This window comes from Leeuwenhoekiella parthenopeia (assembly GCF_020782115.1).
Lineage (GTDB): Bacteria > Bacteroidota > Bacteroidia > Flavobacteriales > Flavobacteriaceae > Leeuwenhoekiella > Leeuwenhoekiella parthenopeia.
In genome coordinates, this window is sequence record NZ_JAJGMW010000037.1 from 1 (window position 1) to 23,523 (window position 23,523).

Below are 23,523 nucleotides of genomic sequence, written 5' to 3' on the forward strand. Positions count from 1 at the left end.
TCCGAACAGAGTAGTTAAGCCCGTTAGCGCCGATGGTACTGCATCTCGTGGGAGAGTAGGTCGCCGCCTTGTTTTAAAGTCCGCATCAGTTTATGATGCGGACTTTTTTTATGCACTAAACTCAGATCTGAAATCTTAGATCTGACCTTAAATTTTAAACCTTCAACTTTGAATGAAACCCGCGTTAGGGGTTGTAGTTGAAATCCTTTTAAACACATCAGGTGTTTAAAAGATTGAAACGAAAAACCTGCCTACCGGCAGGCAGGCCCGGCCCGAAGGGAACGCCCTGAAAAAATAAATACAAAATTAGAAATACAAAATCAGTTAGCAGTCGCAGTAGGCAGTTGGCAGGGTGTAGAATGAGGAGTGATGAGTTTTGATTTAGAACAAAGAATAAAGAACAAGGAACAAAGAATATACCTGTAAAGTATTTATAAATAAACGATTACACAGTTCAACGATTAAACATTTTTACAGCTTAAGAAAACCGAAAACCGAAAACCGAAAACCGAAAACCGAAAACCGAAAACCGAAAACCGAAAACCGAAAACCGAAAACCGAAAACCGAAAACTCCTTCTTATAACCGTTCCAGCTTCCCCGTTTCCCAATCTATTTTAAAATGATCTGAAGGCTGCCCGTTGTTAAAGCGGTGAAGGATGCGCATCAGGAGTTGAAGCTGTTGGCCGAGTTCAGAATTTGGATACTTATCGCGGTTTTCGCTAAAGCTTTTATACAGGTGTTCGTACAACGCCAACTGGTTTGCCGTGATGTACGGTTTGGCCAGGTCGTCCCCACCTCGCAGACGGTAGAAATCGTAGATAAGGTCTGCTCCGGTGCAGTTCTTTAAGATGTTCCGTTTCAGGGGAGTGTTGCGTAGGGGTTGGAGGCGTTTCCATTCTTTTTTGGCAAAGCCGGGCTGGTTTTGCAAGCGTTTGAGATAAGTTTCGAGCTCCTCCTGAGTCTGGTATGCGAGCAGGAGCAGATGCTCTAAGCTCATTTCGGGGAGGTGTTTACGCAGGGTTTGGGGAAAGTCCCCGGGCAGAAAGCGCAGGCGGATGAGTTCGCGTAAATGCCAGGCCGTGTATGCGTTATAATCGGATACCTCTAAAATGGCGGGATTCCACACTTCGGATTGCCGGGTTTGTTTAAGATGCCGGTATTCGGTTTTATAGAGCGGAAAGAGGGTTTTAAAACCGGTTACCTTACTCAGCCTTACGGTTTCTACTTCAATGCCTGTTTCGCCAATATGCAAAATTTTGTAAGCGGGAAAATAAGCCGCAGGAGAAGGAGTCTGAATGTTGATCAGTGTGTTTCCGGCTGGGGTGGTTCGTCTTCCGGTATCGTTGATATGCATATGTCCGCCAACGTGTATTTTTAGTCCGGCATCGGCAAAGGCTTCGGCTACTGCCTCATCGGGTACCCGGTACAACTGAAACTTATTTGCTCCCATCAGGGCTTCGATTTGGCCTGAAGCATCATCGTTAAAATCAATCATTGGGAAATGACTGAACGCGATGAGTTTTTTACCCAGCGCATCGGCCTGTTTACTGAGTTTTTCAACCCAGGTAATCAGGTGCTTTTTATGACTCAAAACCCGGTTGTAGCCGGTTCCTGCGCCTTCAAAACCTCCTTTTCCGTCAGGTACAAACACATCGCCGTCCAGAGCCAACAACCAGATGTCTTTGTTCAGTTCAACCACATAACTCAGATCGGGCAGGAGGGTGTCTGGAGTTACGGGGTATTGACGCTCTTTGAGGTTTGCAGCCTGTAAAGCTTTGGCATAGGTATATTCCTGTGGAGTATAGCTGCTAAAGGGTGTAGCCCAGTAGGCATATTCCGGTCGCGCCATAAAGCCAAAACTTCCCAGTGCATCAAGAACACGCGAATAGCCCATTTTTGCTATATCGGGGCTCACGATCACCGGATTCTCATCTGCTTTAGGTGTGTACATGCCTTCCTCACTGAAAACAGGTTGAGGCTTGCCGTTTTCACCCAGAAAATCGGTTTTACCCGCAGGGGTCGCAAAAGGAACAGCGGGATCGTGGTTTCCCGTGGTGATAAAAAACCTCAGGTCGTATTGGGTTTCAAACGTTCTGAGCAGGCGGTGCAAGCCTTTAAGATTTAACGGCTGCCCATCATCTGTATAATCACCCGGAAGCGCCACCCAATGTATACCGCGTGCGGCAAGGTCTTCAAGGGCGGCGGTAAAGGCAAAGTAATTTTCATTAAACAGGCGTGTAGAGTGTAATTGCGCTTCCATAGTACGCATCAGGACGTGATCTGTCGTACCCGGTAAAAGCGGTCCCTGAAAATCGGTTTCTGAAAGTTTACCAAACACATCCTGCAGGTGTACATCGGCCAGAAACGCAATGCTCGTGGTTTCTTCCTGAGCCTGAAGCGGCTTTATACACCAAAAGGCCAGAAGCAGCAGAAAGACCGATTTACGAAGTTTTGAAAACAGATTGTGCATATAATTTTTCATTTGTCCGGTTACAAACAGCGGGCTGTACGATTTTGTGAAATTATACATTCTCAAACGTAAAACGCAGCAGTAGGATATCTAAACTTGTAAATACAGACCGGGTTTGACGGCTGTTACACGCGTTTTAATCTCAGAAGCGCTTGTTTGCAAGGGTCTAAGGCATACAAAAAGCCTGTTTTGAGGAAATTAGATTGCGGTTAGGGATTCGGTATTTGGCCAAAATCATGTATTTTAACATTTTGATAACGTATATAAATCCCTATGGCAAAAACTACCCTACTGATTGTTCTTTTGGTCTTACTAAATTCCTGCGGCGTTCATAAACGCGCTGCTATAAAAGGGCAGGAAGAATTTGTTGTTGAACTGCGTAAACCCACAAGCCGCGGTGGACTGGTGGAAGTCGCCCTGCAAGGCCTGTTTTTTGGCGCCGATTATCTGGCCGAAAAGACGGCGAAATCCCTTACCAGCAGTTACTCGCAATCCCTGTCTGTCAACGACTATTACAATACCGATCTGGGAGCGGTAGAGAAAACCTATTCGGAGATCCGTATCAAAAAATACGCGGCTCCGGAGACCAAAGCAGATGAGCAACGGCTTAAAGGTTATATAGAAACCGATCTGCAGACGATGCCCAAATCACGGGGTGCTGCGGGAGCAATGACGATGAATGATGTCATCAGGGTGCAGGACAGTAAGGAAGATCTGCTCAATTTTGAAGCCGTTATCGCTATTGAGAGCGACCCGGAAAACCCGGGCGTTTCCCGGCTGAGTTTTAACGAACTGCGCATTTTGTTTTCCCGTACCAAGATCTACGAAGATGAAAATCTGAACGCACGGCTTTCGGTTTCTATAACCGGACAGTGGCGCAGTACCGATAACACCCCGATGGAAGCTGTATTGATTGAGCAGGAATACGATTTAAGAAACCTGAAGTATGGCACCGAAAATCAAATTGAAACACCCATTCTGTCACCCTGGTATTACGACATCCCGTATCTGGCTGAAGATGCCGATTTTGGCAAATACGGGGTAGTGCAGGTCAATGTGCAGCTTCAGGAGTATGAAGGCGGTAAAAGCAAATACATCAATCAATTGCCCAGTATTCTTTCAGACAATAAAAATGCCATTATTAAAAACGGCTCAAGCACCATTCAAAAAATCTTAGGTAAGGATTAAAGTGAAAAAAACATTCCCCAAGGTTCTGGTTATCGACGCGTTGCTGTGTACCCTGTTTACCTGCATCGTTAGCGGGTTGCTGTATGTTTTGGTCCTGAATATTTCGATACTCGATCCCTTTTCAAGAGCTTTTGAGGATTTTGAGTTTACCGATCTGTATTTTTCTAAAAATTTCTACAGCAAGCAGGCAGATCCTGAAATCATCGTGGTCAATGTGGGGCAGGCCGATCGCTTTGCCATCGCGCAGGCGCTTCAAAAAATCAATCCATTTAAACCCAAAGCGATAGGTGTAGATATCATTTTTAAAGAGCGCAAGGCCGATTTTCCCGATGAACAGTTGCGATTGGCTCTGGCAGAGACCCAAAATCTGGTACATGCCGTGTATCTGGAGGATGGTAGTTTGAAGGAGTCTCATCCTTTTTTTGAACTCGACAGCGAGCAAGGCGGTTTTATCAATTTCAATCTCGACGGAAAATCGCGAGTCGTACGCGAGTTTAGCGGAGTTTTAAAAGAGGCTTCGGTCACCCGGCCCTCTTTTGCCGGGAAGCTGGCTGTTGAAGCGGGATACCTGAATGAATCTGCATTAAAGCAACATTACGATACCGAAATCCCCATCCGGTATTCGGGAGGTTCGGCTTCTTTTTTAACCCTGACTATCGAAGAGGTAATCGCGCGTGAAGACCTTCAGGTTTTAACTGACGCGGTGGTTTTGCTGGGCTATTCCGGGACCCCTACCGGAAATCCCTACGATATTGAAGACCGGCATTTTACCCCGCTCAATCCTAATTTCACCGGCCGAAGCGTCCCCGATACCTTCGGTGTTTACATTCACGCCACGATTTTGCAGAACCTTAAAACAGGTAAAGGATTTTATAAAGCACCAAAGGCACTGTCGCTGGGTATCGCAGTTTTGTTTTGTTTTCTGGCCATTTTGGCGGGAATGCGCATCCATAAAAAAAGCGATGTGGTATTTGACCTGAGCATTAAAATCCTGCAACTGCTGATTCCCGTACTCTTGCTCTATCTGGCTCTGATCCTGATGGACCGGGGCATTTATATCGCGGTTTTGCCTGCGGTGGTTTTGGTTATTCTAGGTTTAGAATGCATTGATTTTTACGCTTATTTACAAGGATATATTTGGAAAAAATACAGATGGAAAAGCTATTTATTGGACTGATTTGCCTGTTGGCTTCCTATGCACATGCGCAGGACAGTTTGTACGTGTATCAGACGGAAGGGATCGTACTGCAGGGAAAACCCAATGCCAAAACCCGGGTGCAAAAGGGCAGCCTGCTTACCTCCCGGGTAAAGGTAGAATTGCAACCTCAGGCCAGTCTTACCGCAATCAGCAAAGAGGGCTTGCTGTATACCACGGCCGATCCCGGTTTGTACACCCACGCCATGCTTCTGAAGCGCAGGACGCAGCGGTATCCCAAAAACCTGTCGGCTAATTATTTTAAATACATCTGGTCTGAATTGCTGGGAAACAGCAGCAAAGCCACCCAAATAGGCGGTGTTTTCAGGGGCGAAAGCCTGATGTTGTTTCCGGCAGACCGTTCACATATTGCCGGTTCGCGTCTGGAATTCCGATGGTTGCAGGATGCTCCGGAAGCTTCAGGCTATTTATTTATTCGCGAAGCGGAAGGTGAGGCCGTCTTAAAACTGGAAAGCAACGGCAGCAGTCTGGCGTTTTACGAGCATCCCTTTTTTGAGGAAGGAAAAACCTACGAATGGGCGGTCACCACTGAAGCTTTTCCCAATTTGAACAACCTGCGTTTTTTCAGCTTTAAACACATTACTAAAGCAGAATACGCCGTCCTGCGTGAAGCGCAGGTATCTCAATTAAACAAGACTCTGCTGGCCGGGCTTTCCAAACAAGAGCTCGAAACCCTGCTGTGTGAAGAATACGGGCTTTGCAAATAGCCCGATAACTCTAAAACAGGTTCTATGCGATGTATCAAAATAATAAGTTGTTGGTGCCTTTTTTTACTGGCCACTACAGGTGTTTTTAGTCAAAAACAGGACATTGCCTACACACCGTCGGGTATCGAGACGCTTAGTGCTTTTGCCGTCAATGCAAAATCGGGTATGGTTGCAATGGCGGTATATCCCCATACAAACGTGTTGGTTTACGACCTGTTTTCGGCAGCGGTTATTTTTCAAATAAGCGGAAACAGCTATACCGCAACGGCACTGGTATTTGATGAAAACGGCGAACAACTCCTCATTCATTATCCCGATAAAACCGAGGTTTGGGATTTAATCCGCTTCGAGAAGAGCGTTTCCTATAGCACAGACCTGTATGCCGCGCGGGCATTTTCCTTTAAAAACCAAAGTTTTGTAAGCTATGAAAATCAAAATCTGATTTTTAAGGATATCAATCGGGCTGTAACGCGACAAACCGCTTTAGACGCGCCTGTAAACCGTTTAGAATTCACGCCCGACGGAAAGCTGCTTTTCGCACGGGGAAGCAGATTTCTAAAGGCTTTTAGCCTGGCCGATCCCAATGCCGAAATCGATTATAAATTACCTGATGTCAACAATTTTGCACTGGGTGACGGCCGGTTTGCCGTACAGCAAACGGCCCCGGCAGCTGCAAACGGTTCTGATGTACGGCTGAGTTTCTATAATTATCAGGGCCAAAAAACCAGTGAAACCATTCAGCCTGAAAAGGCCTTTCAAACCTTCAATGCCGGGATGCAAATGCTTACCGATCAGATTGTATGGTATGAGTCTTTTAATAAAATCTGCCTCCTTAACGATACGGGCGGGGAGGATACCTTTGAATTTGAGTCCAATCTGGCCGGTTTTCAATTTGAACGGGGGTTGGGTTTTGCGCTCAATTTCAAGAAGCATTTGGAGCTTCGGGATTTGGAAGGCAATCTGATCAACAGGTTTTATGCTAAAGACTTCCTGTCAAAAGGCAGTTTTATCAATCCGGATACGGGTAAGGTCGCCGTGGTGATAGACAGTTTACTCTTTATGGGTGACGGAGGGGCAGGTGCTCCCACGCAAAAAAGTTTAGAGGCCGGGCTGGTCAATGGCATTGCCGGCGACCGGGATCTTGTTGCTTTTGCTACTTTTGACGGCTTTTTACGACTCTGGAATTTAGACAGTCAAAAGGAACGTCTTGCGTTCGCCCACAATCAAAAAACCGCGCCGCAATTCATCAGCTTAAATGCGGAGGCAGGGGTTGTTCTTGCAGCATTTCCGCGAACTAACAGGCTTTTTGCCTATGATGCCAAAACCGGAAAGGAACAGGTGGTTCTTGACATTCCCGGCGATCAGCAGCTGAGCTCCCTTGATTTTGACGGAAAGCAGCTTCTTCTGGGAACCCGGTCGGGAAATTTTGCCGTATATGAGTTGCAAGGGGATGCGTTTAGGCTGAAACGGGATTATACTCCGGCACTTTCTAATGCAATTACGGGAATCAGCATAGCCGGAAGCAAAGCCGCCCTGAGCAGCCTGGGGCGCATCGTAAAAGTAGCTTTGGACCAACGCGATCCCATCGAAAACAAGGATGTGATTGTAGGGCATTCGGGCTTTATTCACGGGTTGGATTATGATCAAACAGGCACTTATCTGGCAAGCGCTGATGTAGGCGGAGATCTGCATTTTTGGGAAGCCGAAAAGGGGCGTCTGGTACACCGTATACATCTGGATTCGGCCTGGGTCAAAAACCTGAAGCTGCACGATAGTCTGTATGTAACCGCATCGGGTCCCGGGGTGCTTACCGCCAACTTTTACAATCCTGTGGTTTATAAGAAAATCACCGATCCCAGACCCAGACTGCTGGTGCAGAGCGCCAATACCAGTGCCATTAGGCAGGTGGTTTTTAGCCGGGACGGTAAACTGCTCGCCAGCGACGACGGCTCGGTTATTAAAGTTCGGGAGGTACAAACCGGTTTTTTAATCAGTGAATTCGCCACCCGGAATAACACGATTAACGATCTTGACTTTTTACCGGATAGCGGGACTCTCGTGGTCGCCTCGGGCGATGCGGTTGAATTTTTTGATGCCTATACCGGGGAGTCCAAAAAATATCTGGATTTCAATACCCGCAACCGCAGCATTCATCAGGTTAAGGCCTTTCCCAATTTAAACACGGTGGTAGGGCTTAATGTTCACGGCTGGCATTATCCGCTTATGATTCACAGCAATTCGGGTATTGTGGTTGGCACACTTGACGTGAATCCCGGTGCGGAAAAAGACCGGCAAATCATCAACCTGATCGTATCGCGCGACGGGAAGCGTATCGCGACTTACGGCAACAGCTATATTAAGGTTTTTTCGATAGATGAGCAATTGAAGCTTCAGCAACTCGTCGCGTATCCGCGCAGTGCTCCAGATAAAAGCAATACCTACTGGAACGATCTGATGAGTTTTAACGAACAGGGCAGTAGTTTGGCTTTCGTAGAAATGGACAGTCCCAACAAGCTGAAGATTTTGGATGTTGCTACGGGCAGCATTGCTTACGAAACACGCGGCAAACTTGCGGTGTACGGGTTAAACAACGAGCTGGTAGGTATGGTGCCCGGCGATGTGAGCCTGTCCTATCTGGCATCCGGATCTGACTCGTGGAAATTTATGCTTGCCGAGCAGGAACATCTAAACCTGATTTCCAGTCTGGATTACGATCCCGTAAATAAACTTTATGCCAGTGCCGATATCTGGGGAAATCTCTTCACCTGGGATGCAGAGACCAAAACGCCCTTGTGGCAAATAGATCGTTTTGAAAATGACATATACCATGTGGAGCTCAATGCCAGCGGCGATCAGATGGCTTTTAATACCAAAAGCGGCCTGTTTTTATTTGACTTCAGGCAGTTTAATATGCGCAAGCTCAAAGGGAATAACTATCCGTATTTCGGTAAATTTTCTAAAGACGGCAATCTGTTCTACTATCGGGATGGTAAGGACTACCGGGTGTTCCGGGCCGAAAATGAAGCAGATGCCTTGCTGTTTAGCACGCCGGTAGCAGCAACAGACGCCGGTGGCAGTCTGCTTTCTGAGGATGGAGGTGTGCTGAGTTTTAAAAACACGGCTACCGATGCTTTGCACGCCTATGATTTAAATACCAAAGCTGCCCTTACTGTTATTGATTTAAAAGCAGTGCCGGGCTACTTTTCCCTGACGCCGAAGTCTGCCCTGCGCGATGCCTCCGGAAGCTTTCAGGTAACCGGAACGGGCATCAAGCGCACAGCAGATTCGCTCCTGGTTTTTAACAAAATCACGTATACGCCCGAAACCCGGAAACTTTCGGTACAATCTGGCGATCACAGCCTAGACCTCAAGGAAGATAAGGGCTTTCTGGAGTACCGTATTCGGTATCATGGGGCATTAGACGCGTATGCCGCAGACGGTCGCTATTATGCGTATCTGGAAGATTTTCATTTAAAGATTGAAGATCTGATTGCCGGTAAGGTGGTGTACGACCGCTATGTTAAGGATATGAATATCGTAAAAGGCCTGTTTACCGAAGACAGTAAAAACCTGATTTTAGGCTACGAAAACGGCGCTGTCGAAATCCTTAGCCTACCCGGGATGAAGACGGTTTATTCCTTTGCAGGCAGTGCCTCGCAGATATCCAATATGGAATTTACCAATCGTTTTCTGGTGGTTCTGGGAGGGGATAATCTTATCAATGTGTTTGACAGTAAAGCCGATTACAGCTTGTTGTATTCTGCTACGTTTTTAAAAGACGGGGAGTTTATACTTTCTGATCAAAACGGATTTTACTATGCTTCTAAAGATGCGCGGGAGGCCGTGGCCTTTAAAAAGGGTGACGCGGTGTACCCCTTTGAGCAGTTTGACCTGTTTTATAACCGTCCCGATAAGGCGATTGAAAATCTGGTGAATCTGGGAATTACCGATTCGCTTTTACAGCAGGGCTATGAGATGGCTTATGAAAAGCGCCTGTCTAAAATGGGCTTTATGGAGGAGCGGCTCTCCGGTGACTTTGAGCTTCCGGTTTTGGAACTGCTCACCAAAGATATACCGGCCACCACAACTACCAATAATCTGAGTTTTGATATCCGTGCAACCGATAAAAACCACATTCTGGATCGTATTCTGGTCTGGATTAATGATGTGCCTGTCTATGGCTCAAAAGGCCGAAGCGTTCGTGCTCAAAATACGCGAAGTCTTTCAGAAAACATCAGTCTAAATCTGGCCGGAGGAAGCAATAAGGTACAGTTGGCAGTGGTGAATACTTCGGGGGTTGAAAGTTTAAAGAAAACCTTTGTGATCAATTCTACTGCTCCTGCACCACAGCCTGATTTGTATGTGGTGAGCATAGGCGTTTCTACCTATCAGGACTCGGGTTACAGCCTGAAGTATGCTGCGAAAGATTCGCGGGATTTGATTGCCTATGCCCTTGAAAATACTGGCGGTTACGGAAAAATTCATCAGTATAACCTTACGGATGAGCAGGTGACCAAAGCCGGTATAGCCCAACTCAAAGACAGCCTGAGTCAATCGCGCATCAACGATGTGGTGATCGTGTTTTTTGCGGGGCATGGGGTGCTTGACGCAGAAATGAATTATTATCTGGGCACCTACGATATGGATTTTGAAAATCCCCAGCAAAAGGGGCTTGCCTACGACGGACTCGAGAACCTGCTGGATGGGATTCCGGCACTCAACAAACTGCTCATCATTGATGCCTGTCATTCCGGGGAAGTAGATCAGGAAGATACTGCCCTGGCAGAGCAGGAACTAAGCAACTCAAAGGGTATAACCGGAAAACGGGGCTCTATTGTGGTCAAATCAAAAAGCAAGCAACTGGGACTTAAAAATTCGTTTGAACTCATGCAGCTGCTGTTTTCCGATTTAAGAAGGGGTACGGGTGCCACGGTGATCAGCTCGGCAAGTGGTCTGGAATATGCTTACGAAGGAGAGGCCTGGCAGAACGGTGTGTTTACCTATGCCATGCTTGAAGGACTTAAATCGGGCCATTGTGATCTCAATAAAGACGGAGACGTTCAGGTTTCAGAACTGAAGAGCTATGTGTTTGACCGGGTTTCTGAACTCACAAACGGCAAGCAGAATCCTACCTCCCGGAAAGAAAATCTGGAGTACGATTTTAAAGTCTGATAGGTTACCACAGGCGGTAATCGAGCGCAATGTTTTGGGAGCGGAATGCCGGGGTTTGTCGTCCTTCAGAAAGTCGCTTCACTTCCCTGGAGACGTATTCCTGCAGTTCGTTCAGCATGATAGCCGTGTCTGCGTTAAGGTCGGCTTTGCGGGTTTTGATACCGTTTATAAAACTGTAGGTAAACAGACCATTATTCCATTGATCGCCCTCGTAGGCAAACTCGGCACCTCCGGCTGAGGAAAGCACAAAAGCTCCCGAGCCGCGTCTGAGGTCGGTAAAAATATCCAGATTGAGGCGCTCGTATTCCTCGAGTTTAGACGCTTTGGTCTTCACCACAATAGCACCCCGTGATTTAACCACTCCGTCTTTATCTGCGTTTTCGGTAGTGCTAAGGCTGGTAAATTCGGGTTCGAGTTCGCCGCTGTGGCAGGCATCGAGAATAAGAATTTTAGAAAGTGCGGCAATGCCGTCAAGAACCGCATCCAGAGCTTCGTATGAAATTCCACCCTGAGCGGGATTGTCAAAATTGGTTTTATTTCCCGCGAGGTAATAGTCAAAATCGGAAGTTAAAAGGCCATGACTGGCCAGAAAAACCATCACCACATCATCCCGCCTGGCCTTACTTACAAAGTCGCGTAGTTTAGGAAGCACGGCCGGTGTAACTTCTTCATTTAAAAACTGAAGCACCTGAACCTGATCAAATACCGGATTTTCCTGAAACAGCTGTACGATGTCACGGGCATCCTTAGCCGCGTATTTCAGGTTGTAACCGGAATCGATAAAACTGCTCACACCTAAACTCACCAGATAGAGGTTTTTGCTTTTTTGAGGTTTAAAACAGTCTATACTTAGGGTTTCTCTGGTACTTTCGATACCTGTTGTATTGTGCACACTCACCTGAATGGTGTTTGAACCTTCGGCCAAATCGATATGCAATTCTTTTGAAAAACCTTCCTTTTCAGCTTCAGCCAGAGCTATGCCATCAACACCGTAAATAGGCACATTATTAATCCACACGTGCAGGGTTGCCAGCGCGCTGCCGTTTGCAACCGCGCTCAGATCGAGTTGAAGTTTCCCGGTTGTGTTGATCCCGGCAATGGCGCTTCGGTTTAAAATAGTTAGTTTGGGTAATAGCGTTTTTACAGGAGAGCTGTTGTTGAATCCCATTTTTTTCAGGCGGTTCTCGTAAAGTTTTTTATAAGCACCAAGGGTGGTACTGTCAGCATACCCCAGGCGTTCTAATACAATATCGGGCCGGTTGTAACGGAGGTCAAATTGTTCGGGACGGTAAATCTTTTCGCCCTCGGCATACCAGGTATATTTAAAGATATTACGTGTACCCATAAAGTAATTGTCGGGATAGGCAATGATAATATCGCCTTCCGGAAGCATCAATACAGCAGGCTGCAAGCTGTCTGTTTCCCTGGTTTTGAGCACTACCAGGCCATCGTTTTCCCCGTATGTAAAGTCAGCTTTTTCAGAGGCATCGGGTTTAAAATTCAGATAGGTTTGCAGCGGGGTGATGCGGGATTCGATCTTTGCCGGGGAGGCCTCAAAATGTACTCGGTGGAGGTGATGGGTAAGGCTGTCATTAAAAAATACCTGATCACCCAGGCGTAAGAAAAGCTTTTGAGGCGGAGTGCCGAACCATCGGTCGTCGAGTATCAGCGAACTTTCGGTTTGGGTTTCAAAATTGATAAAGCTGAAGCTCCGGTTTTTGGTCAAATCGGCTTCCACATACATATCCTGCATTTCGGGATCCTGAGTAAGAACCTGAGGTAAACCGGTTTCAGAATTTATCGAAAAAATCTGACCCCGGCCTACGCGGCGAGTAGCGATATAGCGGTCTGAGAGGTATTCAAAATCGTAAAACAGCGAAGCGTTTTTTACTTCGAGAAACCTGTAGTCTTTTGCTTCCGGGGAAGAGGTATAGCGTATTGACGACCCATAGGTATATTCTTCACCTTCAAAGCTAAAGGTATTTGCATTCTCCTGAATATCCTGCAAATAGACCCTGCCGGTATGCGTTTTAAGTTGGGGCAGAAGGCTGGGGTTTTTAGTTTCAGATAGTTTTTCTTTTTTCAAATCTACGGTAAACAGGGTGTTTCCGTTGCGCTGAAAGTGAACCAAGGACCCTTCCTGAATCAGGTCATAAAAAAAGGTGTTGCGGGTTTCCAAATCAGCAAGCAGGTCTTCAGAAAGACCAAGCCTAACTGATTTTTTCGCGGAGCGTAAGGCTAAACCTGTGGGGCGTATGACCGAAACCGTATCGGTCTTAAAAAAATCTTCACATTCCCAGCAATCGGTTATCCGTTCTTCCTGAATGCTGTCTTTAAGGATCTCGAGAAAATAGACCTTGCCGGCCTCTTTAAAATAGAGCTGATTGGGGTAGTTTTTCAGCGGCTTAAAGCTTTCCGCTTCATAAACTGCGCTTCCTCTGTTTGCTTTATAGCCTACGACTTCGGTACCGGAATTGGTGTAATACAGCACATCGTAGAGCTGGTCTTCAAATCGGCTTACGGGCAAGACTTTGAACGTGTTGAGGTCTATGACCACATCTTTACGTCCTTTGGAGCCAAAATTCCAGCCATTTGATTCGACATACGAATTGATTTGTAAGACCGCTTTTTGTTCTTCCGGAATGATGGTAAAGGCATCGCAGGCATTGGTTTCTGGCAGGCTTAGCCGCTGCCTGAACTGGAGCTCTTCCAGATTAAAAGAAATGAGTTCGATTTGGTTTGCTGATGTGATAAAGACCATCAGCAGCAGATCTTCAAAAAAACCGAGGTGCGAAATACCGGAATAGGCCGGTTTGATCGTATCCAGAGCATTGAAGCGGCTTTGTTTACCGGTTTCAGCGTCAAAAATAAGAAGACTGCCGTCGTTGTAAACGGTCAGCAGTTTAGACCGGTTTACTCCGAATACATAATTTTTAGCCTGTAGTGCCGCAGCGCGTTGTTGAAAACGCAATTGCAACAGTCTTCGCTCCAGATTAAAACCCTGTTCCTGCAGTAGGGGGTGCGTCAGGGTGTTGTAAACCGTTTGCGCATTGGCATCCAGTAAACCCAGAGGTGTACTCGTTTTTGTTTTTAAATGGTAGAGGTAAAGCGTGAGTTGTTTTTCGGCATTCTCCTGCACGTAGAGCATGTAGGCGGCATCGGGATTGAGCTTGCCGTTCAGGTTAAAATGATCCTGTACCGCAGTGGGAAACGAGTTAAGCAACAAGGTTCCGCTATTGGCATCGAGCAGTGAAACAGCCGAAGTGTGTTTAAAAATCAGGGTGTTGTCAGGGCCAAATGAAACATCGGTTGCATAGGTCTCGTTAGGATCAAAGGCTGCAGGCTTCTCGAGGTTTACTCGTTTTTGCGAATTATAATCAACCAGAAAAAGCGCTTGGCGGTCTAAAAATACCTCTTTGCGTATGCCGCCTGTGTCTATACCTGCCAGACTTTCGGAATAGATGAGGTCTTCACGGCCCTTTGGCTCATACGGATTTAGTTTTCCGGTTTCAAGGTCGTAACTCTGAATGCGCAGTTGCTCGCAGTAGTTGATACAGCTCCTGATGATAATACGGCTTTCCGAATCAAAATAGGCAGCTCGCACAGGCTCTTCCAATACCACACGCTGAATTTCCTTTCCGGTTTGCAGGTCTACCAGAATGTAATAGGCATCGGGCAAGGTCTCGTCTTCGGTATTAATAATTTGCTGGTATCCCAGAATCTTACCTGACGGACTGATACTAGCCCCCTGAATGCGATAATCCTGAGCATCAGAACCCGAGGCATTTTTGATTCGACCCTCAAGACTGATGTTTTTCAACACCACAAAATGCTCCAGATCCCATACGCTGAGTTCCTTAAAATTGTTAAGTACCAGTCGGTTTTTTTGGGCGTTGAGCGTGCTCACGGGTCCCTGATGGTAATCCCAGGTACTCAGGCCAAAATTGGTATGCAGGCTTGCCTGTTGTGCGAAACAGGTACAGGCCGCAAGTAAAAGAAGGTATTTCAGATTTGTGAGCATACAGGCTTAAGGGTCTGATTTGATTCAGCCTTTACGCAGTTTTTTTAAGTATTTAAAGACTGATTTATTACCCTTGTTTTTGGCAAGAGTCTCCGGTAATTCTCCTCTGGAGTTTGACTCTTTTACCCAGTTTGGGTTTAGGTTGTGCACATAATTGATAACGGTTAAATCTCCGGTTGCTGCCGCGAGATGCAGCAGGTTATTTTTACCTGCATCCTGTACGGAAGTGTCACCCCCGGCGTCTATTAATTTTTGTGCCCATACCAGATTGGGTTTACTTATAGTCTCCTGCAGTGCGGTATAGGGTTTATCTGCACCGGCATCTACGTAGATATCCCTTTTCAGCAGTAAGTTATACAGGGTGTTGTTATTGTTGTTTACCGCATAATCCAGTATTTGTCTGCGCTGGCTGTCTGTGTAAGTCTCAAAGGTATAGTCGAGAATTTTATCATAGATTTTGTAGTTGTTTCTACTGAGTGCAACAACTTCCAGTAAGCCGCGGTTTTGGGTGTAGGCATTGGTGAAAATCCATTTGTAAACCGCCCAGGCGTCAAAGCGATCCTCCATATTGTTTTCGATGGCATAGACGATATTGTCATAGATGCTGCGATACATAAGATCGACCGGTATTTTGGTGATTTTATGGGCCTGGCAACCTGCGGTATAAACCGCACTGTCAAAAGTTACTGTTTTTACGCAGTCGCAGTCGGAATCGTAGTAATAATCGCCGCTGTAATCCCCGTTTAAATAGGTTACAGCACCCCTAACCAGAATACCTTCAATCCAACCGTAATCGTCAAAAACGGGTCCGCCTGAGTTACCGGGAAACGAATCGATATCGCTTTTAAACCAGTTCACCGGTGAGGCATCTACCACTTCGGCATTCTCCGAAAACTTTAAAGGCAAACCTGTGGGAGAGCCTATGGTGTTGATGCCGGTACCTTCGGCGATATCCCCTCCGGTTCTAAAGCGATAGGGGCGTCTGTTTGATTTTCGGTTGAGTCTTAAAACCGAATAATCATCGTCTGTAAATTCATCCAGTTTGGCGCTGAGTACTTCTGCCACCTCATATACGTCATTAGGATCCAGATTAAGCGCGCCGTTGGCGGGATCAAATTTCATAGTGCTGGTATAATCAAAAACCCAGACGTAACCCTCGGCATCATCAAGGGTTTCAATACAATGGCCGGCAGTTACCAGAATATCGGGAGCTATTAAAAAACCGGTACAATTGGCCAGTGCCGGCTGCTCGAGAAACTTTACGTTATCATCAAATTTATCGGTACCAAACATCTGGCTCAGGCGTTGGCGTAAAGACCAGGAATATGCGGTATTGCCCAGTAAACTCTCTTTGCTGATCATCACAGCAGTGGCTCTTACAAAATCCTGATAGCCCACAGCATCCTGAGCTTCCTTGCGGTCATCGGGGCCAAATACGCCTCTTGTCGCGGCACCGGGTTCTCCAAAGGGGTATTGAATTGCAGGGCCTTGCAGGGTGTCCTGTGCAAAGGAAAGACTTGTTACTAAAAGCAAAAGGATTGCGGAAATGTAGGTGTAGGGTTTCATATTTTAATTTTTAGGGTTTAGAGACTTTTAGTGTAGGGGTTACTTTCGTTCTTCTACAATTTGATAGACAAATTCGGTGGCAAAACCGTCTAGTTTGCCGCTTACCGCGGCGCCATTGCCCCCGCGACTTTGGGTATAGGTATTGGCCAGAAAGGATTCCAGAGGATTGGTACTGCCGCGGCTGCTTTCTCCCCGGCTCTGAACCGTAGCTTTAAAGTTTATAGGATTGGGAGCTGCAAAGCCTTTGAGCATCAGCTTTTCGTAAGGAGGGCCAAAGGTGAACACATAGTCTTTAAAAACCATGGTTTGGCCGGGTGCCAACTTACGCTCATTGTCGTTTAGGCTAAACTGATCATTGGGCATAAAAGGCGTAATCTCGCCCCTGCTGTTTATTTCAATAATGCTGAAGTACAACTCGCGATCACTTTCATTAGTAACTTCGAGCACTACATGATCTACTTCGGGGACCACGCTAAACATGCCGTTGGCATCTATATATGCGTTGGGATCGAGGTTTTCACCGTAACTTTCCATCACCACATCATACGAGACCGGAAGCAATCTAAAGCTGAATTCATACTCAGGATTGTTCATCTGCAAGTCCTTTAAGTACTGACCCTGCGCATAATTGAAAAGCTTTTGCCTGAGGTCATCAAAGGCTGCGCTTCCGCGGGAATCTTCAGTCTGGTCTACAGTCATCTCACCGTTTGTGGCTTTCAGCAGGAATGAACCCTGATTTTCAGAGATGATTACCGATGATTCTAGGGAGTCCTGAACCAGCTTGCCCAGATTATTTTCGCTTAAAAAATCTTCAAGAGCAGCCTGAATACCTGAATTTTTGGTTGAGGCATCGAGATAAACCTGCAGGCTGATATCGCCGTAGGTCCTGTTATCGATAAATACCCAATATTCCTTGGCATTAGTACCCGGCAGGGCTTTATCTAAAACAATGTTTGCCTCATTAAATCTGGCCAGTTTTACGGTTCCCTTAGCAATAACCTTAGACGGGTCATAGGTGGTAGTCCCGGCGGGAAGAATGGCCACGGTTGTTTCGGGAAAGATACCCTGTAATTTTCCGGCCTGAATTTTTACAACATCAGGGCGGGGCAGGGAAAGGATCTCATAATAAGGTTCCTGTTTTACGTATTCTCCTTTAAAAACCTTGTAATCGGGATTACCCTCAATGGTTGGGGTTTGGTTGGGCGAAATCACGTTCATGGTAGCCGCCATTTTATTGTACAACTGGCGGTAGGTAAAATCAGAGCCCAAATCGGTCATGGCTTTGTTGAAAGCATAGCTTAAAGAACCCACACCTTCATATTCATAATTGAGTTCGTTTGCCGAAGCACCGCTGAACAGAACAAAAGGAGCCGCATCCGGTTTGATTTGTGCGGTTTCGAGCATATCGCTGCCGCTTTTGGTTTTATTTTCGGAAGGAGACCAGCCTTCGGGAGCAAAAGTAGGAGCACCGCCACGGGCTTTACCCCCTCGTGTGGCCGAGCCGGAGTGGCAACTGTCTAGCAACAGCATCAGCTGGCCGTCTTTGCCCAGTTTATTTCTAAAATTGGTGATGAGTTTCCCGAGTTCGTCGTCTCGTATGTGATTTTGTCCGCTGTAATTGTAGCTGGGCCGTACAAAAGCATCATACGGAACAAGAGCTTCGTCTTTATCGTCTATCTCTTCGCCATTGTCATCTGCAATTTGCTGGCCGTGGCCCGAATAGTGAATGACCACAATATCCCCGGGTTCGAGGATTTTATTTAAATTCTCAAGAGCGCTGATGATACCGGCGCGTGTGGCATCACTGTTGAGCAGAATGCTGATGTTTTCTTCGGTAAACCCCTGTTTGATAAGTGCTGATTTGATGAGGGGCACATCGTTAGCCGAACTTATAGGGCTCCAGCCCGTACTTGCAGGGTAATCGCCAACGGCAATAATCAGGGCTATTTTTTTAGCCTGAAGTGAAAACGAAAAAACGAAGAATAAGGAAAGAAGTAGTATTCTTAGCATACGCGTGAGATTAGTTAATGTCAAATAAGCTGAACGAGATCCCAAAGAAATAACCAAAATCGTACACGCTTTTGGTGAAATTATCCAGACTGCTCAGGTTGGTGGTCTGGCCCGGTTCGAGGCCGTCGGTCAACCGGTCAACGGGGCCGTAGGCTATTCCTCCGGATAGCGAAAGCCGGCTTTTGCTTCCTAAGAAAATGGAAGGCCCAAGTAAAAAGTTGACCCCACTGATGTCATCAGCCAGAGGAATTGAAAGGCCAAAGCTTCCGCCCACATTAAAGTTATCGCCTATTACGGGGTAAAAATTGATCATGGTGCTGAGGTTGGGGATGAAGTAATCATTTGCTGTAGCACCGATAACTCCGTCGTCACTGATGAAAAAATCCTTTGATTTATCTCCAAAGTTATTGAGTGTAAGAGCCACGCTGCTGTTAATCTTAAATCCTCCCGTAGCAAATAACTTAAGGCTTCGTGTTTTAAGGGTGGTAACTTCGGCATCGGTATCCTGACTTTCAGAAAAACTGCTTTGTACAAATTTGAGGTTGATGTTTACCTCGTCACCGTCCATTTGGTAATCGTAAGTGCGTTCAAAAGATGCAGCCTCGAGCTGGGTGTAGAGGGATCGTATTTCGTCAATAGACAAATGGGTAAGTTCTACCGTATTGCTTAAGGTAGCCTTTAAAGCTTCGAGGTTACCTATGGCTCTGTTTCGTTCTACCAGTTCTCCACGTGATAGGGCAGCGTCTGAAGCCGTGGTCGCTTCAACCTGATTGGCCATTTGATCAAGATCATCAGAAAGCTGCTGCCTGTCTGCATTTATAATTTTATCCAGATTAGAAAGGTACAGGTAAAAATTAGCGTTCGGGTCGCTCAGGCGTGCATCTGCCTGTTCCCGTGCGAGTGCCTTTAGGTTTTGTAAAATCGCTTCTTTATCGAGATTAGGATTGAGTAAGTTGGCCTTCAGCGTATTTTCAAGAGCGCGTACAGCGGTCATTTTGTTTGAGAGTTCGGTAAAGGCATTGCTCACACTGGCGCCCCTCGAGGCCGAATCAAAGAATTTGGAATTGGTAAGTGAAGACTGACTCACATTAAGCCCCAGATTGTCACCACCCATCCCGCTGATACCTCCCAGGAGGGAAGTAAAGTTAAAACCGGAGCCTGAGGTTTGTAAATCTTCTTCCTTAATTTCTGCAACTACATCTACCGCAAACGGATTTACATTGACCAGTTTGATCTCGACCAGGCTGTTGCGTCTAAGGCGTGGTTTTATCAGCGTGTCGATCACGGTATTGGTATTGTCGAGTGCGAGATAGGTGGTCGCCTCGGTATTGTAGTCGTACAACACCCTGTATTTCTGTTGTGCATGAACCGTGATTGGAGCAATCAGGCATAAAAAACAAATAATTACAGGCGTAAGTAGTTTGGCCATAAGGATTAAGGTTAATCTGGGATTGGGTGCGCTTTTTATAATCTTAAATATATTAACATTTTCTCAAAGAAAAATTATTTTAATAGATTCTGAGATTAATTCCTTTTTTCTGCGAAATCTATACAGATTGTGGGCCGTTCATTAGCTTTAGTATTGCGGTTTACAGATGCATTTATGTAAGAGAAGCCTTTAGTAAGTACGCGGATAATTCTTTAGAATGGAGTTAAACGAATTAGAAGATTCTGTAGCAAGCGGGTTTCCTTCAACGCGTTCCTCGTTCCCGATAAACTTCTCACCCGCTAACTTTTAACCTTATAACCTGTAACGAAAAATCCCCAAGCCGCCAGGCACAGGGATTTTAAAATTGTGGAGTCGGGCGGGCTAGCTTCGCTTCACCGCAGTGACTTCAGTGCTACAATATAAAAACTTGGATAATGTTGCTTATCTCTCAAAAAGAATGGTGTTGTTGTGTTTTACACTACAAGAATAGAATCAGACAGATTCTTAGCCTATATTAGTTTTATTGTAAAGGCCGGCACGTGTAGTACATACTTAACTTTCTAGTACCCTCGTTCGTTTTATTAAAATATCCAGATACCGGGAGCAGATCTAATGTTCACATTCAAAAAGACAAATAAACTCTTTTTATTGTATTTTGTACATTTATTATTAAGACTCAATATTCAGCTTTATGAGACCCACAACAACCGTATCAAGAATTGTACTAGTTTTTCTATTCCTCATATTAACGATCTATAACACAGATGGGGTTAAGGCTCAAACTGCGTATAAACGGGTATATCTGTCCGGTACTGATGCGGCAAACACGGTAGACTGGGAGTTTAAGGTTTCTGATGGAGCCAGAAGCGGGGAGTGGTCTACGATACCGGTACCTTCTAATTGGGAGCTGCACGGTTTTGGAACCTATAACTACGGTTTAGAGTATAATGACCCCAATGAAGAGTACGGTAAAGAAATTGGCAGTTACAGACATCGTTTTGAAGTGCCTTTAGACTGGAAGGGAAAAGTCATCAATCTGGTCTTTGACGGTTCGATGACCGATACTCGTGTAAAAATTAATGGGAAAAGTGCGGGAGCAATACATCAGGGAGCTTTTTACAGGTTTAGTTATGATGTATCCAATTTGATTAAATACGGGAGTAAAAATCTTCTTGAAGTAGAGGTAGCTAAAAACTCGGAAAATGAATCGGTAAACAAAGCGGAGCGGAAGGCTGATTTTTGGATTTTTGGAGGGATATTCAGGCCGGTTTTTCTTGAGATTTTACCGGCAGTACATATAAAACGTCTGGCTGTTGATGCACGACATGATGGTAGTCTGCATACGCAGGTAAGTCTTAATAAATCATTACGCGGGGCACGTCTTCGATTAAAGCTCTATACTGCAGAAGGCGCTCCGGTATTGCCTGTTTTAGAAAAGGATTTCAATAATAGCAGTAAACAGATAAGCCTTGAAGGAGATTTTGAAACTATTAAAAGCTGGAATCCGGAACAACCTAACCTGTACACAGCCGTTTACGAATTGATTTATAAGGAAGAGGTGATGTTTAGCAAAACGGAAACCATAGGATTCAGAACGGTAGAACTTCGCGATAAAGATGGTTTTTATATCAATGAAAAACGTGTAATTTTTAAAGGGGTAAACCGGCATTCTTTCTATCCCAATACCGGAAGGGCATTGAGCGAGGCCAATCATCTTGAGGATATACGTCTTATGAAAGCCATGAACATGAACGCCGTACGTATGTCTCATTACGGGCCCGACGAGCGTTTTTTACAGTTGTGCGATTCGCTGGGGCTTTTTGTTCTGGATGAGCTTACCGGCTGGCAGAATGGTTACGACACGATTGTGGGACCAAAACTAATTAAAGAACTGGTGCTTAAAGATGAGAATCATCCCAGTGTGATCATTTGGGATCACGGAAATGAAGGAGGATGGAATTTCGCCAACGAAAAGTTTTTTCATCAATACGATATTCAAAAGCGACCCATTATTTATCCGTGGCTGGCTCGCAAAGGAGTAGATACCCGGCATTATCCGGAATATAATTTTGGCATTAACCGTTTGGAGCAAGGCGATCTGCCCTTTATGCCTACAGAATTTCTACATGGCCTTTACGATGGAGGACATGGTGCAGGGCTTGATGATTTTTGGAGCGCGTATAAACGCAATCCGGCATTTAGCGGTGGTTTTTTATGGTCGTTTACAGACGAGGCTGTAGTCCGCAGGGATCTTAATGACAGCCTGGATGCTGATGGAAATCATGCTCCCGATGGCATTTTAGGGCCCTACCGGGAGAAAGAGGGTAGTTTTTATACTATCAAGGAAATTTGGTCCCCCATACAGATCGAACCGGTAGTTATAACTCCGCAGTTTGATGGGAGCATTTATGTTACCAATGAGTACCTTTTTACCAATTTAAAGGAGTGCAGTCTTGAGGTACAGCTGAAACGCATGACTGGTTTTGGCAATGAGGAGATGGTTTACAAAGCGTCAATTCAATTACCTGAAGCCTTACCCGGTGAAACCCGAAAAGTTCAACTTAATCTGCCAGACGATTTTGCCGAATCTCATCTTTTAAGCCTTACGGCGAAAAGTCCAGGAGGAGATGAGCTCTATACCTGGTCATGGGCCATACAGGATGCCGTGCAGGTATCTGCACAACTGGCAGCTGGTTTGGCTGCCGAAGTATCTGTTTTAAAACTGGAGGAAGGGGACGAAAAATTAGAAGTACGTGCCGGGGCAATGCAGTATCGCTTTGATCAGAAAACCGGAATGCTGGATGCCGTGTTTAAAAATGGGCAACAAATCGCTCTTAGTGGTGGAGCATATCCCGTGGGAATTGAAAGTCAAGTGAAAGCAGTCGATTGGGATTTTAATTCAACTGATGCATTTCATTTGAAAGTAAATTATACTGAATATCCATCTATGTTGATATGGACCGTTACTCCTGACGGCAGGCTTAAACTGGAAGCCGAAGGTTTGTATCAGGGAGCTAAAAATATTGATTTTATTGGTTTAAGCTTTAAATATCCTGAAGAGCAGGTGAAGGCCATAAAATGGATGGGGCAGGGACCCTACCGGGTTTGGAAAAACCGACTCAAAGGTGCAGAACTAGGGGTATGGAAAAAAGAATACAACAATACCGTAACTGGCTCTAGCTTTGAGTCTTTGGTATATCCGGAATTTAAAGGCTATCATGGCAAAATGTACTGGGCTGAATTGCAAACAACAGAAGGAAAAATACGCGTGGTAACGGAAACGCCTGATTTGTATTTGAGACTATATACTCCGGCATTACCACCTGAGAAAGATGTAACAGGTGGGGTTGCCCCTCCGTTTCCTGAAGGAGACTTATCTTTTTTATATGACATCCCGGCAATAGGCACCAAATTTAAGAGCGCAGATAATCTGGGGCCTAGTTCGCAGCAGGGTAGTATTTCAAACCGCAGGGAAGATGAGCTGGATAAGATCATACTTTGGTTTGATTTTGAGTTGTAAAAGCATCCTGTACGTCTTGCAGCATGTGGACTTGGTGTACACAAATTCGAATATCCTCCAACTTCATAGGCTCGGGTATTTTAAGGAATTTTAGAGTAGGGCGGAACGCCCTAAAATTTAAAGTTTATCGTATTGTAAGGCTTTGCAATTCCTACTAAAATTGAGGACGCCGAAAATGTATCGCAACGGCAAACTTTTATAGTTTTTTAGTTGAAAGAAAAAA

Annotated in this window: 10 protein-coding genes and 1 rRNA gene; 6 read left to right on the forward strand and 5 right to left on the reverse strand. The window is 45.6% G+C overall.

The annotated features are described in order from the left end of the window. Nucleotides 1-72 (forward strand): 5S ribosomal RNA (gene rrf / locus LLW17_RS19085); the annotation flags it as partial. 506 nt (nt 73-578) lie between these two features. Here the strand turns inward: rrf and LLW17_RS18275 are convergent. Continuing rightward, a complete protein-coding gene (locus tag LLW17_RS18275; protein ID WP_228231736.1) occupies nt 579-2,483 on the reverse strand; it encodes a metallophosphoesterase family protein in 1,905 nt (634 codons plus the stop codon). Between the two features lie 261 nt (nt 2,484-2,744). Here LLW17_RS18275 and LLW17_RS18280 point away from each other — a divergent pair, with 261 nt between their 5' ends. From LLW17_RS18280 to LLW17_RS18295, 4 genes are read left to right on the forward strand one after another with little or no spacing between them, the layout of a single operon-like run. Continuing rightward, a complete protein-coding gene (locus tag LLW17_RS18280) occupies nt 2,745-3,659 on the forward strand; it encodes a hypothetical protein (protein WP_228231737.1) in 915 nt (304 codons plus the stop codon). A 1-nt stretch (nt 3,660) separates the two neighbouring features. Next, a complete protein-coding gene (locus LLW17_RS18285) occupies nt 3,661-4,836 on the forward strand; it encodes a CHASE2 domain-containing protein (protein WP_228231738.1) in 1,176 nt (391 codons plus the stop codon). Next, on the forward strand, nt 4,812-5,582 hold the full coding sequence (locus LLW17_RS18290; RefSeq protein WP_228231739.1) for a hypothetical protein: 771 nt from the start codon (nt 4,812-4,814) through the stop codon (nt 5,580-5,582). The genes LLW17_RS18285 and LLW17_RS18290 overlap by 25 nt, the downstream gene beginning before the upstream one ends. Nucleotides 5,583-5,606: 24 nt before the next feature. Further along, on the forward strand, nt 5,607-10,754 hold the full coding sequence (locus LLW17_RS18295; RefSeq protein WP_228231740.1) for a caspase family protein: 5,148 nt from the start codon (nt 5,607-5,609) through the stop codon (nt 10,752-10,754). Nucleotides 10,755-10,758: 4 nt separating this feature from the next. On the opposite strand, the gene LLW17_RS18300 is transcribed toward LLW17_RS18295, so the two are convergent. The 4 genes from LLW17_RS18300 to LLW17_RS18315 are packed head-to-tail and all read right to left on the reverse strand — an operon-like array spanning nt 10,759 to nt 19,780. Beyond that, nucleotides 10,759-14,775: a caspase family protein gene (locus tag LLW17_RS18300; RefSeq protein ID WP_228231741.1), complete on the reverse strand. Its 4,017-nt coding sequence runs from the start codon at nt 14,773-14,775 to the stop codon at nt 10,759-10,761. A 24-nt stretch (nt 14,776-14,799) separates the two neighbouring features. After that, nucleotides 14,800-16,341: a S1 family peptidase gene (locus tag LLW17_RS18305; protein ID WP_228231742.1), complete on the reverse strand. Its 1,542-nt coding sequence runs from the start codon at nt 16,339-16,341 to the stop codon at nt 14,800-14,802. Between the two features lie 39 nt (nt 16,342-16,380). Next, nucleotides 16,381-18,351, reverse strand: coding sequence for a caspase family protein (locus LLW17_RS18310; RefSeq protein ID WP_228231743.1), 1,971 nt, complete (start codon nt 18,349-18,351; stop codon nt 16,381-16,383). A gap of 10 nt (nt 18,352-18,361) precedes the next feature. Further along, a complete protein-coding gene (locus LLW17_RS18315) occupies nt 18,362-19,780 on the reverse strand; it encodes a hypothetical protein (RefSeq protein ID WP_228231744.1) in 1,419 nt (472 codons plus the stop codon). Between the two features lie 691 nt (nt 19,781-20,471). Between LLW17_RS18315 and LLW17_RS18320 the strand changes: the two genes are divergently transcribed. Next, the gene (locus LLW17_RS18320) at nt 20,472-23,300 is read left to right on the forward strand and encodes a glycoside hydrolase family 2 protein (RefSeq protein WP_228231745.1); all 2,829 of its coding nucleotides are present in this window, start codon (nt 20,472-20,474) and stop codon (nt 23,298-23,300) included. Nucleotides 23,301-23,523: the final 223 nt, after the last annotated feature.